14 protein-coding genes and 1 other RNA gene are annotated in these 15,644 nt (G+C 55.2%); 9 read left to right on the top strand and 6 right to left on the bottom strand.

What is annotated here, in order from left to right; translation table 11 throughout:
• Positions 1 to 8 precede the first annotated feature (8 nt).
• The 5 genes from JFN90_RS07245 to JFN90_RS07225 all read right to left on the bottom strand — a co-directional run bounded on the left by JFN90_RS07245 (position 9) and on the right by JFN90_RS07225 (position 6,407).
• Positions 9 to 2,399 (bottom strand): ATP-binding protein, encoded by a 2,391-nt coding sequence (locus tag JFN90_RS07245; protein WP_199394446.1) that lies wholly within the window; start codon positions 2,397 to 2,399, stop codon positions 9 to 11.
• 86 nt (positions 2,400 to 2,485) lie between these two features.
• Entirely contained in the window at positions 2,486 to 3,679 is a 1,194-nt protein-coding gene (locus tag JFN90_RS07240; protein WP_199394445.1) for a cache domain-containing protein, read from the bottom strand.
• A gap of 399 nt (positions 3,680 to 4,078) precedes the next feature.
• Entirely contained in the window at positions 4,079 to 5,473 is a 1,395-nt protein-coding gene (locus JFN90_RS07235; protein ID WP_199394444.1) for an ArnT family glycosyltransferase, read from the bottom strand.
• Positions 5,382 to 6,071, bottom strand: coding sequence for a glycosyltransferase family 2 protein (locus tag JFN90_RS07230; protein WP_199394443.1), 690 nt, complete (start codon positions 6,069 to 6,071; stop codon positions 5,382 to 5,384). The genes JFN90_RS07235 and JFN90_RS07230 overlap by 92 nt, the downstream gene beginning before the upstream one ends.
• Positions 6,072 to 6,107: 36 nt before the next feature.
• A complete protein-coding gene (locus JFN90_RS07225; protein ID WP_199394442.1) occupies positions 6,108 to 6,407 on the bottom strand; it encodes a hypothetical protein in 300 nt (99 codons plus the stop codon).
• A 538-nt stretch (positions 6,408 to 6,945) separates the two neighbouring features.
• On the opposite strand from JFN90_RS07225, the gene acuR reads away from it, so the two are divergent.
• The 8 genes from acuR (at position 6,946) to JFN90_RS07185 (ending at position 13,107) form a co-directional block, all read left to right on the top strand.
• Entirely contained in the window at positions 6,946 to 7,581 is a 636-nt protein-coding gene (gene acuR, locus JFN90_RS07220; RefSeq protein WP_199394441.1) for an acrylate utilization transcriptional regulator AcuR, read from the top strand.
• Between the two features lie 144 nt (positions 7,582 to 7,725).
• On the top strand, positions 7,726 to 8,730 hold the full coding sequence (locus tag JFN90_RS07215) for a YhdH/YhfP family quinone oxidoreductase (protein WP_199394440.1): 1,005 nt from the start codon (positions 7,726 to 7,728) through the stop codon (positions 8,728 to 8,730).
• A gap of 90 nt (positions 8,731 to 8,820) precedes the next feature.
• Positions 8,821 to 9,294: an SsrA-binding protein SmpB gene (smpB, locus tag JFN90_RS07210; protein ID WP_199394439.1), complete on the top strand. Its 474-nt coding sequence runs from the start codon at positions 8,821 to 8,823 to the stop codon at positions 9,292 to 9,294.
• 20 nt (positions 9,295 to 9,314) lie between these two features.
• Positions 9,315 to 9,665, top strand: a transfer-messenger RNA (tmRNA) gene (gene ssrA, locus JFN90_RS07205).
• A 321-nt stretch (positions 9,666 to 9,986) separates the two neighbouring features.
• Entirely contained in the window at positions 9,987 to 10,226 is a 240-nt protein-coding gene (locus JFN90_RS07200) for a GIY-YIG nuclease family protein (protein ID WP_199394438.1), read from the top strand.
• A 104-nt stretch (positions 10,227 to 10,330) separates the two neighbouring features.
• Positions 10,331 to 11,248 carry a DMT family transporter gene (locus tag JFN90_RS07195; protein ID WP_199394437.1) on the top strand — a complete coding sequence of 306 codons (918 nt, stop codon included), beginning with the start codon at positions 10,331 to 10,333 and terminating at the stop codon, positions 11,246 to 11,248.
• 41 nt (positions 11,249 to 11,289) lie between these two features.
• Complete coding sequence (locus JFN90_RS07190; RefSeq protein ID WP_199394436.1) at positions 11,290 to 12,624, top strand: chloride channel protein; 1,335 nt, start codon at positions 11,290 to 11,292, stop codon at positions 12,622 to 12,624.
• Positions 12,625 to 12,663: 39 nt separating this feature from the next.
• Complete coding sequence (locus JFN90_RS07185; protein ID WP_199394435.1) at positions 12,664 to 13,107, top strand: hypothetical protein; 444 nt, start codon at positions 12,664 to 12,666, stop codon at positions 13,105 to 13,107.
• A 90-nt stretch (positions 13,108 to 13,197) separates the two neighbouring features.
• Here the strand turns inward: JFN90_RS07185 and JFN90_RS07180 are convergent, their stop codons facing one another.
• Positions 13,198 to 13,485 (bottom strand): TFIIB-type zinc ribbon-containing protein, encoded by a 288-nt coding sequence (locus JFN90_RS07180; protein WP_199394434.1) that lies wholly within the window; start codon positions 13,483 to 13,485, stop codon positions 13,198 to 13,200.
• Between the two features lie 882 nt (positions 13,486 to 14,367).
• On the opposite strand from JFN90_RS07180, the gene JFN90_RS07175 reads away from it, so the two are divergent.
• Positions 14,368 to 14,868, top strand: a complete 501-nt coding sequence (locus JFN90_RS07175) for a hypothetical protein (protein WP_199394433.1) — start codon at positions 14,368 to 14,370, stop codon at positions 14,866 to 14,868.
• Positions 14,869 to 15,644 lie beyond the last annotated feature (776 nt).

Here is a 15,644-nt window from a genome sequence, read left to right as displayed (position 1 = left end):
CCACTTCGTTACGCGTCCAGGACTTCCCGTACCGTCCGCAATAGTTGCATCGGCTGGATCGGTTTCATGATCAGCTCGATGCCCTCCTCGGGCACCCCGCGCTTCTTGATGAAGTCGGCCGTATAGCCGCTGGCGTACAGCACCTTCGCAGCCGGGTTCACGCCGGCGATCTCGTCGTAGGCCTCTTTCCCGTTCTTGCGCGGCATGATCAGGTCCATCAGTATCATGTCGATCTCGTTCTGGTGCGCCACGTACTTCTCCACCGCATCCTGGCCGTCCACCGCCTGGATCACGCGGTAGCCGAAGCGCGTCAGCACGGACAGGACCAGGTTGCGCACCGCTTCGTCGTCCTCGGCGAGCAGTATGGTCTCGTCCCCCCCCCGCGGCGGCTCGGTCTGCTTGTCGTTGTCGTGGTCCCGGATCCGGTCGGAGTGGTAGATGGGGAGGTAGATCCTGAAGGTGGTGCCATGGCCTGGTTCGCTGTAGACGTTGATGAAGCCGTTATGCTGCTGCACGATGCCATAGACGATCGCCATCCCCAGACCCGTCCCCTTGCTGACATCCTTGGTGGTGTAGAAGGGCTCGAAGATCCTCTTGCTGGTATCCGCATCCATGCCGCAACCGGTATCGGCGACGGTCAAGACAGCGTAGTGACCCGGCTTGGTCTCTCCTGATTCGTGGTCCAGCGGGCTTTCCACCTCATGGTTTCCCGTTTCGATGGCCAGTACCCCGCCCCTGGGCATGGCGTCCCTCGCATTGGTCGCGAGGTTGATGAGGACCTGCTCCAGTTGTCCCAGGTCGGCCATGATGTAAAGGTTTCCCGGGCAGGGCGTCGTCCTCAGGTGGATATCCTCTCCGATGATCCGGACCAAGAACTTGCGCACGCTTTCCACCACGTCATTGAGATTGACCGGCGCGAGGGTGATCACCTGTTTGCGGCTGAATGCCAGCAGCCCCCTGGTCAGCTGGGCCGCCCGCTCCGCTGCGGATAGGATCTGATCGACCTCCTGTTTCTGCAGCTCGTCGAGCCTTTCATCCAGCTTCAGGATACTTCCGTAGCCGCTGATCACCTGCAGGACGTTGTTGAAGTCGTGAGCGACTCCCCCCGCCAACTGGCCGACGGCCTCCATTTTCTGCGCTTGGCGCAATTGCGCCTCGAGGACACTGCGCTCGGTCTGATCGACGAAACTGACCACGGCCCCTTCGATGATGCCGTTGTTCACGATGGGATACGAGGAGTACTCCACCGGGAAACAGGTGCCGTCCTTGCGCCAGAAAACCTCGTCACGTACCGTACACCCTTTCCCCTCGCTGAAGGCGCGGACGATGTTGCATTGCGCCACCTGTGCGGGGACCCCGCTGGGCAGGGTGTGGTGGATGATGTCGTGCATGTTCTTGCCGAGCAATTCGTCGAGATGGTCGTAACCGGTCAGCTCCAGGCAGGTCCTGTTGGCGAAGGTGCATTTTCCCGATGTGTCTATGCCGTAGATGGCGGCATGGGTGGAATCCATGATCAGCTGCAGCTGCCTCTGGTTGGCCACGGCCCCCTCCTTGGCCGCCTGGCGCTCCGCCATTTCCTCCTCCAGAAGGAGGGCCTGCTCCCTCAACTGTTCCTGGGCGATCTCGCGTTCGGATACCTCGTTCAACAGTTCGGCGTTCTTCTCCTCAAGCCTTCGGGAGCTTTCTGATATCCTGCCTGCCCCGACCAGGATCAGGCTCACGCCGATTATGCCGATCAGGACGAGGGCTGCCGCGGTGCTGGCCAGTATGCGGTTGGAGCCCGCCGAGAAGACGGCAAGCGGCACCGTCACGCTGATGCCGCCACGGATGTCCCCCGTTTTGTAGCCTTGGGCGGCGTGGCATTTCAGGCAGGAGGTTTCCACCGTGAAAGGTCGCATCAGTCTCATGACTGGGCGGCCGCCCACCGTGACCACCTCGCTTACCTCCTTGGCGCCCTTTTCAAAGGCTTGCAGCGCCTTTCGTTCCCACGGGTCCGGGGCGTTTTCCCTTCTGATCGGGTTCAGGCTGGTGATATGCCCTTTGGCTACCTGTTTTTCCGTTTCGGCCAACTCGAACACCTGGCGGGTCATGTAGGCGGGGTTGATAAGGGTCAGCTCTTTGCCGGAAGGGGTCGTGATGTCTCGTTCCGGGATATGGGCCAGGTAGGGGTTGGGTTGCGTCTTCGGCGTGACCGGGGCGTAGACGCCGCCGTGTTGGGACGCCCACTGTCGGTACAGGAGGTCCTTTTCGAAAGCGATGCGGGCCTGCGCCTTGGCGATTTCATCGAGGTTGTTTTTGTGTTGAACGTAAAACCATACCAGTGACACGGCGATGAGGAGCACCCAGATGAAGCATAAAGAAAGGGCGTATCGCCTGGTCGTGAAGAGTCGGGAGAACATCGGTGTCACCGCCTGAGCTGAGTCGGACTGAGTGTTCGATCGATATCACTGTCTGAGATGTTTATCGGCAAATAACAGGTGCAGGTTTAGGTGGAATTGGCGCCCTCTTTGTGTGACGTGGCCGCCTTACGGAAGATGCGCTGTTGCTCGTCCGCACAATGGGGGCATATGCCGTGACTGAACATGGCGTCGGAATGCTCGCTGAAATACTTTTCGAGCTGCTCCCATGAGTCTTCCTGGGTACGGATCTTCTTGCAATAGGAACAGATAGAGATAATACCTTCCAGGCGCTTGATCCTGACCAGCGCCGCGTTCAACTCTTCGTTTTCCTGCTTCATCTCGTCGCCGTACCGTTTGGCCTCTGCGTGGAGCAGGGCGTTCATCTTGCTCTTGTACAAAAAACGTGCGGAAGCCGCCGTCATGGCGGTGAACAGCAACAGCAGCACCAGGCCGACCCCGGCTTCCTTGTGCCAGGAAGTCAGGTAGTCGGCCGGCGAGATGGTGGCGAAGATGTAATAGGGGTACTTGGCGACCTTGCGGAAGGTGACCATGCGTTCCTTGTTGTCCCGCGCGAAAACCGTCTTGTAGGTAGCGGTAACCGGGTTGGCCTGGATCATCTCGCGTGTTTTTTGCGAGATTATGTTGGACCCGATCTGGCTTGCCGCCTCCTTCCCCTTAGGGTGCAGGGCGACCAGCCTGAAATCCGCATCTCGAACGCCGACCGCACCGTACTTGCCGATGTCGAGGTGGGAGAAGAGCTTGTCGAAGTAGTCCACATCGATGGTCCCTATCACCACCCCCCCGAAGGAGCCGTTCCGGTTATTGTAGCGTCTGGCGGCGATGATCCTCCAATTGCCTGTCACCTTACCCTTGAGCAGATTCGACACCACTAGTTGCTGATCTGGCCCGTTGCTGAGTTTTCTGAAGTAGTCGCGGTCGCTGATATTTACTGAGGTGGTTATGCCGTCGCTGCCGCAGAGGACGTTCCCAGCGCTGTCAGCGATGGCGATCGTATCTACTTCCGGCAGTACCTGGACCTGCCGCTTGGCGTAAGCGCTCAACGCGCCCTTGTCGATGCCGTGCGACGCCAGTTGTTCTTCCGTCTCTTCGCCGACCGAGTAGAGGACGATGTTCATCTTGTCCAAGATGTCGGAGAAGTTTCCTTCAAGGGATTTGGCGAGGTTTTGCGTAGCGACTTCAGCCAGCCTGTCATAGTGCTTGCGGCTGTTGTAGAGGGAGTTGCCGACCATGAGGTAGGCAAAGAGGTTCACCAGTATCACTCCGGCCACCAGGCTGGAGAAGAAACTGTCTTTGTATCGTCCAAGCGCACGTGTTGGTGGTGAGCTATTCATTGCCGCTTGCCTCTGAGAGTGGATAAAGGAATAAGCCTCAGATTATACAGCACTTCCTGTCGCTGTCATTGCAATGTAGCGTGGAATAATTCGCACGAAGAGTGCTCCTTCCCACTTTGTCCGTCTTGTGAGGCACACGAGGTGGGATCCATGACCTGTCTCAACACGAAACGGCCTCTGATTCTGGATCAGAGGCCGTTCTTTGTTGGCGAGGCGGGGGCACGTTTGCAACGCTGCAAAGATGAGAGGCAAAGCAATGAGAGATTGCAACTTTGCAAGCCTGCCCCCAGACTGTCCAGACTTCCAATTGGTCTCGTGGTTAACCCTTCACTCAAAACGAGAGTCAACAGGTTGTTCCCTGTAGCTTTGGTAAATGCGGTACACCTCACAGAGGCCGCCAGCAGCCAGTATTGCTATTACCGGCAAAACGGGGAATAGGAATCTGTTGCCGACCGACCATGTCACTGCAACGCCTAAGGTGTTCGCAACAAGAATGGCACCAAAAATAACTAGATGCTTTTTGACAGGGTAAAGAAAGCAGCCGAGAAGGAAAAAGGTGAAGAGTAGGGTTTGCCGCGGTGTATCGGGTAGCCACAAGTCCCACACCTTGTACAACGCCAGTGCCGGTAGTTTCGTGGGGTTCGCCTTTATCCAGTGCAGCGCGGCACTCTGGCTATATGCAGCGTTCCTCTTTTCTTTGGTGAGGGTGTCGTACCTGTCAGATGGAGCAACCGGGAAAAAACCGGTGGCAGCTAGATCGTACCACCTACCTTTCTCGGCCAAGGCTTTGTCGCTGTAGGCTGCTGCCATGCTCATGGCACCCATTGTTCCGAGTGGGGCGAACTTTCCCATTACAACACAATTCCGGATGAACCAGGGAGTCGTCAGTACCATAAAGGTAACAACAAAGACGAGCGCTGATTTGACTCCTTGTTTTACAGGAGTTAAGGAGAACTTTTCCTGGTGGAGGTAGGGGATAATGACAGCCAGAATGGGGAACCAAAAAATCAGGATGCTGCGTGTGAAAAAGCCTAATGCGAGGGAAATTCCTACTGCAACCGCCCATTTGTTGGTCCACTCTTCTTGAAACTTGAGAAGAGACCATACAATTAAGACAGTGGTAAAGCACGCAAGAGCTTCCGTAAGTATCTTGTTGGAGAAGAACCAAGTCCTGCCGTCAATAGCGAGAAACGCCGTCGTCGCAATTGCCGCGGTCAACCCTAGTCTTTTCCGAACCATCACGAAAGTTGACATCGCTGCCATGGCCACAACGAGGCAATTGAAGATCCTGATTGGAGCGAACGTTCTGCCGAATGCTTTATAGAACAGTGCCATCACTGCCGGTAGCATCGGAGGCCGGTAGGTCGTTTCACCTCTCCCTGACCCGTGTGGTGCCCCCACTTCCTCATATGGCTTTTTGAAAGAGGGGTCGTCAAAGTCGAAGGCGAAGCCGTGACCTTGAGCGAGCTGCCATGCCAGGCTGTCATATTCTATGCCGTCGCTAACGCCTGGTTCAGGGACGCTGTTCAATGTTCCTTTGGTAGCTGGTACCGCAAGCAATGCCAGAAAGAAACAGATAAGAATAGCAATAGGGCCGAAGGCACGATGTTTATAACTTGTCATCATGCGATCAGTTAAAGACGTTATATTTAATAATGCAGCGAAGGGCGGAGAACCCATCTTTCCAGCCGATTTTCTTTCCCTCCTCGTATGTCCTCCCATAGTAGGAGATTCCTACCTCGTAGATTCTGCACCTCTTTTTTGCAAGTTTCGCAGTGATCTCGGGTTCAAAGCCGAATCTGTTTTCCTTGATCTCTATGGATTGAATAACCTCGCGGCGGAAAGCTTTGTAGCAGGTCTCCATGTCTGTAAGGTTTAGATCCGAGAACATGTTAGAAAGAAGGGTCAGGAATCCGTTCCCTATTCTGTGCCAGAAATAGACGACGCGGTGCTCTTCGCCTCCGGAGAAGCGTGAGCCATACACAACATCAGCTTTGCCGTTTAGAATTGGAGCAATGATTTTGGGGTACTGGCTGGCGTCATACTCCAAATCGGCATCCTGTATAATAACAATGTCCCCAGTAGCGCTTTTTATGCCAGTCCTTAGCGCAGCGCCCTTTCCCTGATTCTGGGAATGGTAGTGAATCATGCTGACTTGGCCAGCAAGTTTCGACTTGAGGATCTCAATAGTGCCATCTGTGGAGCAGTCGTCCACGATGATGACTTCTTTTTTTTCATATGGTGAGGCCAGAACCCGGCCGACAACCTCCTCAATGGTACTTGCTTCATTGTAACAGGGGATTACTACAGACAACTTCATTCCGACTCCTCTCTAATTTGACTACCATCTGATTTGTTACATCTGGCTGGGCTGGTCCTCGTGGTGGCAGGTGCAGGAGGGGCTGTAAGAACCGTCGCAACAGACAACCCTGCCATCGGAACAGCCACAGACACCGCCATGCCATGAGCAGCAGCCACGGCGGCCAAGTTCGTCTTTTTCGGATGTGGTGGCCTTGCAAAGCTCGTCCTTGACTGGTGAAGCCGCCAACACTGACTCAATGTTTTGGGGTGCGGTGAGCACAGGAGGCAAATCCGCTGCGAAAGCGGTAGTGGTGGAGAGGATGACTGCGACGACCAGCAGAGTTATCTTGCCCATGTTTTCTCCTCAATGGGAAACGTTCACTGTCACAGCAAATTAGCTGCAACGGTTAAGGCACTATAACTCAGCTGATAGTTCAATAAAAGTCTTTTTGTGAACTACTTAATTATTGGGTATTATTGACGGCAGTGCTTTTGGCCAGGGTAGGGCGGAGCTGCTGTGACTTGACTGCAGGGCGGGATTCAGTTGGAAGGGGACGCAGCTGGGTTTCTGAGATTCATCGAATCTAGGAAGTTCTGGGGGCACGCTTGCAATGTTGCAAACTTAACGGCAAGAACATCAGGGATCGCAACTTTGTAAGTCTGGCCCCAGATATCACTAAATATCAAAGTGGCAGTTCCGTAGATAACTTAATTTTCTGCTTAGGGACTTCAGTTTTTACGCTTTGGACGCCCTTGATCCTCGTCAAATGTTCAATCTGAAAGCGCCGATACACGGCACGCTGCCTAAGGCGCAGAAGACGATATTGAAAACTGGGGCATCGATTTTATTTTCAAGTTGACATTTAGTAGACGGTCGGTCTATATAATTAAGCATGGAAACTATGGAGAAACAAACACGTCGTCGCGGTCGCCCTCCCAAGGAAGGTGGAGGTTTCAGCGAAACACGGGAATTACTGCTCCAGGCTGGAGTGGAAGTTTTAACCGAAAAGGGTTTTTCTTCAGCAGGAATTGATGAAATCCTCCGTCGCGTTGGCGTACCCAAAGGATCCTTTTATCATTTTTTCGGCAGCAAAGAAGCCTTCGGAACAGAATTGCTTACGCGCTATGCCGCCTATTTTGCACGAAAGCTGGATCGCTTTCTTCTTGATACCACTATGCAGCCGTTGCAACGGTTGCAAGCCTTCATCGATGGTGCGCGCAACGGCATGGCACGTTATGAGTATAAACGGGGCTGCCTGGTTGGAAATATGGGGCAGGAGATGGGGGCATTACCTGAATCTTTCCGAGGAGAATTGCGAGAGGTTTTCCAGGACTGGCAGGATCGTGTCGCCCATTGCCTCGGAGAAGCAAAAGAACTCGGGGAAATTCCCGAAAATTCGGACTGTCATCAATTGGCAGCTGTTTTTTGGATCGGATGGGAAGGAGCGGTTTTGCGGACCAAATTGGAGGGTGCTCCCGATGCGCTTGACCTCTTCACGGATTTTTTCTTCGCTGCGCTGCGACGCTGATTTTTTTTGCCAATAAATAGACGATCGGTCTAATTATTGGCTCTGCACGTTCGTTTAAAACAAGCCCCTTTGCTGGTGAAGCAATCGGCAAACAACCTCCACTTTCTTGGCGGGGGTACCTACAAATAGAGGAGAGACAAGGACATGGCAACGCCAACAAAGTTCAAAGCGCTCGTAGTCGAAAAAACAGATGATGGGCAGTTCGTGCGGAAAATAAGGGCGCGGTGCATTGACGACCTGCCGCAGGGAGACCTTGTGGTGCGAGTCAGCTACTCCTCCCTCAACTACAAAGATGCCCTCTCGGCTACGGGGCACCCGGGGGTCACGCGCCTGTTCCCGCACACTCCCGGCATAGACGCTGTCGGCGAAGTGCTCTCGTGTGAAAGTGGCGCTTTTGCCGTCGGAGACACGGTTGTTATCACCGGTTACGACCTGGGAATGGAGACGGACGGTGGTTGGGGGGAGCTGATCCGCATACCGTCGAGCTGGGCGGTGCGACTTCCTGATGGTTTGACCCAAGCGGAAGCCATGGCGCTTGGCACCGCCGGATTTACTGCCGCACTATCGGTATTGAAGCTTGAGCGGGCCGGAGTCACCCGCTCAGACGGCGATGTCCTTGTCACCGGCGCAACAGGTGGAGTCGGCACCATCGCTGTGGCAATCCTGGCCCGCGCAGGATACCGGGTAGTGGCCTCTACAGGAAAAAGTGCCGATGAGCAGTTTCTTCGTAACCTCGGAGCGGCGGAGATCATACCCCGCGATCAGGTTTTAGCAGGTTCGGAGCGGCCGATGATGAAGGAGCGATGGGCTGGATGTGTGGATGTCGTTGGAGGTGATACCCTGGCGGCAGTTGTCAAGTCAACCCGCTACGGCGGCGCTGTTACCTGTTGCGGCCTGGTGGGATCAACAGAACTCCCCGTAAATGTCTATCCCTTCATATTGCGCGGGGTCAGTCTCATCGGCATCGATTCGGTCAAATGCCCGGCGGATATCAGATTACAGGTATGGGAAAAGCTTGCCGAGGAGTGGAAGCCGGCTCACTTGCAAGAGATGGTAACCGAAGTAAATCTGGATGGACTGGAGGAAAAGATTGCAGCGATCCTCAAAGGTGAAATCAGCGGCCGGGTGGTGGTCAGGATGACGGCATAACCCGCAAGTCTACCCCGGAACTCGAGGCCCTAGATCCCTTATGTTTTTCCTCCTGTCCTTTTGCAGGCGATTCTGGTACTATGGATCGTTATGGGCGAGAAGCTGATTTGCAACAACAAGAAGGCCTTCCATGACTACTTCATCGAGGAACGTTTCGAGGCGGGCATGGTGCTGCAGGGGACCGAGGTTAAGTCCCTGCGCAACGGCAAGGCTAACCTGAACGACTCTTTCGCCATGGTGAAGAACGGCGAAGCTTTCCTGCACAACTTCCACATCAACCCGTATGATTTCGGGAACCGGGAGAACCATGATCCGGACCGGATGAGGAAGCTGTTGTTGCACAAGAAGGAGATCGTCAAACTCTTCTCCAAGATCAGGGAGCAAGGCTACACCCTGATCCCGCTTCGGGTGTACTTCAAGGACGGCAAGGTGAAGACCGAGTTGGGGCTCGCCAAGGGCAAAAAGAACTACGACAAGCGCGAAGTAATGAAGGAGAAGGACATGCGGCGTGACGTTGTGGTCGCGCTAAAAGAAAGAAACCGCGGATCCAGGGACAGAGACTAACTTAGAAATTCAGGTTTTACGGGGGTGTAAAGGTTTCGACGGGGGTAAGAAGCTAAGGTTGCATGCCGAGGTCCGGGTGGCTCGTTAAACAATCCGGGACGCTTTAAGCGCCGACAATTACGATTACGCTTTAGCAGCTTAATAACCTGCTAACGTTCTACCCCGTTTCTCCCACGGGTGGGGATAGAACGTCATTTAGTGGGATAGTTTCAGGGAGAGTCCGTGGCCCTGCGGCGAAATTTAGCGGAATCGGCAATCGGGAATCCCGGCCTGTGGAGTCCCGAGCGGCTAAAGTAAAAACAGGTATAAGCATGTAGACGCCTTATGTGTACGATTCTCGGACGCGGGTTCGATTCCCGCCACCTCCACCAACCTTCGCCAAGGCTTCGGTTGGCACGCCATTAAGTGTGCCGGCCGAAGCCTTTGGTTTTTTGGCGAAGGTTGTCCACCGTAGCTGTCCGCCGCAGTGAAGCGAAGGCAGACGTTTAGCGAAGGCGGACCCTTGCCACGAAGTGACCCAGCCGCACGTCACATCCCCAAGGCTTCGATTGCACGCCAGTGTCAATTGAAGCCTTTTGCTTTTGCGAAGGTTGCCGAGCGAAGCAAAGGCACCCCCCACAATCCCATCTGGACGTTCAAGCTAGATCGGTTAAACTTCCCCCGCCCCCCCCAAAAAAACCCGGAGGCCGCCCATGAAATACGTCTACCTCCTCCAAAGCCTCTCCCACCCCAATGAGCACTACGTCGGCCTCACGAAAAACCTAAAATCCCGTCTCGCCTCCCACAACGCCGGCCAATCCCCCCACACCTCCAAGTACCTCCCCTGGAAGTTAATCACCTATCTCGGCTTCACCGATGACGCCAAGGCAGCAGCCTTCGAGAAATATCTGAAAACCGGCTCCGGCCTCGCCTTCAGAAAAAAGCACTTCTGATTCCCGCGACGTCTTTCCCTGTCACCCCTTGACTTTGCAAGCAAAAGCAGGGACACTAGCCGGCCGCGACCGCGCCGCGACACTTTTACCGCTTAAGGAACAGCATGCAGCCCAAAACCATCAAGTCCGACCTCTTACTCCTTCTTATTGCCGCCATCTGGGGCGGCGGTTTCGTCGCGCAACGCAAAGGACTCGACTTCCTGGGCCCATTTTCCTACAACGGCGTCCGCTTTGCGCTCGGGAGTCTTTCGTTGCTCCCCCTGGTATTTCTGAATCGCCGCCGGCAGGGACCTTACCACGGCAGCCTGCCGCAAGCCGGTAACCGCGCGCTGCTTTACGGCGGCCTGATGGCCGGGGGCGCTCTCTTCATGGGCGCTTCGCTGCAGCAGGTCGGCATCGCTTACACCACGGCGGGCAACGCCGGTTTCATCACCGGTCTCTACGTCGTCCTCGTTCCGTTGCTGGGAACTTTCTGGGGGCAGCGGCCCGGCGTCGGAACATGGCTCGGCGCCTTCCTCGCTGCCGTCGGCCTTTTCTTTCTCAGCGTCACCGACCACTTCACCATCGGCATCGGCGACCTGTTGGAGCTGATCGGCGCCGTTTTCTGGGCGATGCACGTGCTCCTGATCGGCTGGCTCTCGCCACGCCTGGACCCTTTCAAACTTTCAGCACTGCAGTTCGCAGTCTGCTCGGTGCTTAGCCTGATCACCGCGTTCATCTTCGAGTCGATGACGCTTACCGCAGTCTTTGCCGCCTGGCGTCCCATCCTTTACGGTGGCCTCATCTCCGTGGGCTTTGCCTACACCATGCAGGTGGTGGCGCAACGCGATGCACATCCCGCCCACACCGCGGTGATCCTGAGCGCAGAGGGCGTCTTCGCCGCCATCTGGGGGTGGTTCTTCCTCGGCGAGGTGTTGGGAGCCCGCGGGTTGTTAGGGTGTGTCCTGATGCTTGCCGGCATCCTCTGCTCGGAACTCTGCAACCTTGTCATACAGTTGAGGAGTAGCGCCAAGGCGGCGTGAACGCTGTTGCCGCTTAAATTCTGGAACCAGAAGGTTGAACCATGAACAATGAAGAGCATGAGAGGGTAGGGGAGAAAGAGCCCGTGCATGCCAGGGACTACCTGCGCTACCTGAGGAAGTTGCGCGAGAAAAGCTACATGCAGTTCACCATCTGGACGGCGGCACTTCTGGTCGGATGCGCTGCCGTTCTTTTTGCACGCCTCATCTCCGCTTCGCAGGCCTTCTTTTTCACCCTGTTTCACGGCCACACCTACCTCATGACCGCAGCCACACCGCTGTTGTTCGTCGCTGCGACACTCATCGTGCAAAAGTTCGGACCCGAGGCTCGCGGCAGCGGCATTCCCCAGGTGCTGGAGGCAATAGACCGGGCGAACGGCGACAAGGTCGAGCCGCCCTGGCACAGCCCGCTGGTTTCGCTGCGCACGGCGGCGGTGAAGGTGATATCGAGTTGCGTCGGTATAATCGCCGGGGCTTCCATTGGGCGCGAGGGCCCCACCGTCCAGATTTCAGCCTCTGTCTTCGCTTTTTTCGGGCGCATGACGCGGAGGGTTCTGCCCCAGGTCGATTTCCAGACCTTTCTGACGGCAGGTGCCGCAGCGGGAGTCGCGGCAGCATTCAATGCACCTTTGGCCGGCATTGCCTTTGCCCTGGAGGAAGTGACCGAGGGGGCGTTCGGGCGTTTCCGGGAAATGGTGATGCTGGCGGTAATCCTCTCCGGTATCGCGGCAATGGCTATCTCCGGGAACTACCTCTATTTCGGACATCCTGCTGTCACGCTTACCCCGAACCTGCTCGTCCCGGAAACGCTGGTCTTCGGAATTGTCGGTGGGATCATGGGAGGGGCATTCGCCCGGCTGCTTGCCTTCCCGGAGGTGTTCGGTCTCCCCGCCCAGCCCTGGAAAAGGGCCCTCTATTGTGGCATCATCTGCGCCGCGATCGGGTTATTGACCGACGGAGCTTCTGCCGGATCGGGATACGAAGTCACCCGCGGCTTCCTCGAGAGTTCCTCCATCGAAGAGTGGCCCGCAGGGCTCGGGATTGCGAAGTTCGCCACCACGGTCCTTTCGTATCTTTCCGGAATGGCCGGTGGCATCTTTTCTCCCTGTCTTTCCATCGGGGCCGGCTTCGGGTTCACCGTCGCGAAGCTGTTCCACTTGCAGAACTTCAAGGTTTGCGGGCTCCTCGGCATGGTCGGGTTTTTTTCCGGCGCCATCCAGGCCCCTCTCACCGCGGTGATCATCATCATGGAGATGACCGACGAGCACAGCCTCATCATCCCCTTCCTGCTGGCCGCCTATCTCGCCCGGAGAATTGGAAAGGTTTTCATGCCGGTTCCGCTGTACCGGTTCCTCGCTAGCAAGAATCAGAAGGGGTAACGGCCGGTTCCATCACCCAGGCCCAGGAGGTCCACGTAAATGCGAAAACTCTGGCTCTTTCTGTTGACGATCTTTTGCAGCGGCTGCACGACGCAGGGCGATGTGGACAGTGAACGGTTGAAGTCCCTGCCGTATCGATATTCGCAGTTTGACATGGCCTTGGCGTGGGAGATCAAATCGGCGGGCATGGAGACTGTGGTCGAGGGCGTGGGCAAAAATCTCCGCTACGCCTTCATGGAAGGGGTCGAGATCTGGGTCGCTGCGGTCGATGCCGCAGGCAAAACAAGAGCGCGTAACGTCTGCTTCGTCATCCCCCGCCAGGTGAAACAGGACGGGACCTTTCCCTTCAGCGCAAAGCTGCCGATTCCTCTGGAGCCTGGCATGCTGCTGAAGTTCACCTACAAGTACAACGGTTCCGATGGCGGTGACGGTGGCGTGAACTGGATGCAAAGTTTCGAGTGGACTGTGCCTTCACAGGTGTGATTGCAGCTTTGCAGAACATCAGGAGGTTGGGGCGTGGCTGCGACGTTGCAATCTCGTGCAACTTCGCAGGCCCGCCCCGTGATGAATCAGCTAATCAAACAACTCGGACAGCCATGACTTTCTCTTGTGATAGCCATTTTGCTGGTAGCTGTGGCTGTCATGATGGTCTTCCCTGTGATGCTGCCGATGTGATGGCGCTTGGTATTGCTGTTGTTCCATAGGCACAGTGGTTGTTGCCGGCGCAAATGATCGATCAATGATCTTATCCAATTCGCCCCTGTCAAGCCAGACACCCCGGCATTCGGGGCAGTAATCGATTTCCACTCCCTGTCGCTCAGCTATTTTCAGATCGACTCCTGGACATGTCGGACATTTCATAAAACTCTCCTTGTTGTGATCTTGCGCAATCCCCTGCGACACGTTCTGGCCGCAATCGCTCCACTCATGCCCAATAGCAGGTAACCCACCGCAGGGGACTGCCGGGATCCGCCTTTTAATGTGGTGTGGCCGGTCATGCTCCCTGCACCGGGTGCAGCGACAATAGCGGCGTTTTAACAATGATGGGTGCGTGCGGCGTGATGTTCTGGAGGGACGAAAATTCTGTCCAGGATGCGTGGCAGTGCAAGATACGGTTGATTGGACAGCGGTTTTTCGGAGATGTCGAAGTCGTGGGGATAGGTTGCAGATGCTGGGACGTGACCAGCACAGCAGCAGGCGGTTTCACAATTGTCGGAATCGTTCCCGGGGCATTCGTCGCACTGGTTCATCTCGACGCTACTGTGATTGGTATGTGCTGAGAGGTCTTCGCAGGGGTGCCCGAAGCAGAGGGCGGGAAGGAACAGATAAGCTATGATCAAGATGACAGATACCAGTTTCATCAGATGGCCACGCTCGTCCTTGTTTCCCACCGTTAAAAATGCTTCAGCTTGAGCATTTCGTACTATAGATGAAATCTTGCGGATTGCAAGGTCGCAGTTCCCGCCGGCGCATCGTATGTAGGGCAAAACCTGAGAGGCGCTACTCCGTTCCTTGACACTCCTGCGGGATTCGGTATATTGGTTTCCGTTAATAAATCTCAAGGGGGTGCCTATGCCTTACCAGTACGACTTCGTCGATGTGAATTTGCGAAAGCAGACTTACCCTCAAATATTCGTAACTCTAAACGGCTTTGCGGACGGACTTGATGCCTGCAAAGAGTACAACGAGAACCGGCCGGAGCACATCTATGCCGGGCAGAGGTTCCGGGATCATGTTGTAGGCATGAAAGAACTGAGCATTGGCGCTGACCGCGGGGACACCCTGCTCCAGCAACAGCGCCAGGCAATTCGGGATCTCGCCGAGCTGGAAATGCACTCCTCCGTCAGCTACATGAAGACCATCGCGATCCACAAGAAGGACCCCACCATCCTCCATATCCTGAACCTGCCAGTAAAGGAAATGCACCAGAAGAGTGCCAAGAAGTCGCAGTCTCCGCATCAAGTCGAGATACGTCTGGAGTTGAAGCGTATCAGAAACGAGTCCGGAGCCATCACCATCATCGGAACCCACGTCAGGAATGGCGGGCCATATTTCATCAACCTCTGTAAAGGGGAGCCGACCTCGGAAGAGAGCTGGTACAACCCGGGGGGGCATTACAATAATTGCAGCAAGATCGTCCAGAGGAACCTGGAACCTGCCAACAAGTACTACGTCGGGATGAGGAGCGATCGTCCCGAGGGACTGGGGCCTTGGTCACAGCCGGCATCCATCATCGTGTTGTAAGCTTTACCTTCTCCCTTACTTCGGCCTGCCGACATAACGGCAGGCCGAAGTTGCCTCTCCTCCCCGCTCTCCACACCAGAAGGATCTAAACCTAAGAGCAAATCCCCCCCTGACCCCCCTTCGCAAAGGGGGGGACGCGGTGCCACCTGCTCCGCTGCGTGGGCTGCGTGGGCTGCATCTGCCGTCCTTCCCGGAATTATCTGCAGAACCGGTTAAAGCTTTTCGAGCTACCGAAAGCGACTCTTGCCGCAAATATGATGGCTAACCTGCGTTTGAAACGCACTTAGTGGTGAAAAACTGCGGAAAAAATTTTTATACGGCAGGACAGTGTCGTTTTTGCCCAGGTCACAATTGATAAATTACGCGGACCTGAATTTGAACCCAACTTAGTTGCATTCAATTTCAACTTAGTTGTTTTCAAGCTCACCTCAGGTGAAATTTCTCAACGAGTAAAATGCGAAAACGAAAGTGACCGGAGCTAAAAACAAACTGAGTTGAATTTAACTCTTGTAAATGTTTTTTAAACGCAGGTGTGTGAAATTCGCGTACATGAAAAAATGCGGAAACCTTTCGGACCAGTGTTTGAAACTCACTTAGTTGAAATTCCACCTCGCAAAGATGTTTTTTCCGATATGTAAGTACATTTCACGCCCATATGAAAGTGCGAAAATTACGCGGACCTTGTTTCAACCCAGCCTGACATCAGAAAAACTTTTCTAACTTGCAAAAAAAACGCAGGCACAAAAAAAGTGGCGAAGGGGGTTCATTCGCCACTT

Source organism: Geomonas propionica (genome assembly GCF_016458235.1).
GTDB lineage: Bacteria > Desulfobacterota > Desulfuromonadia > Geobacterales > Geobacteraceae > Geomonas > Geomonas propionica.
The sequence above is the reverse complement of the archived record's forward strand: the minus strand, read 5'-3'. Positions and strand labels throughout refer to the sequence as shown.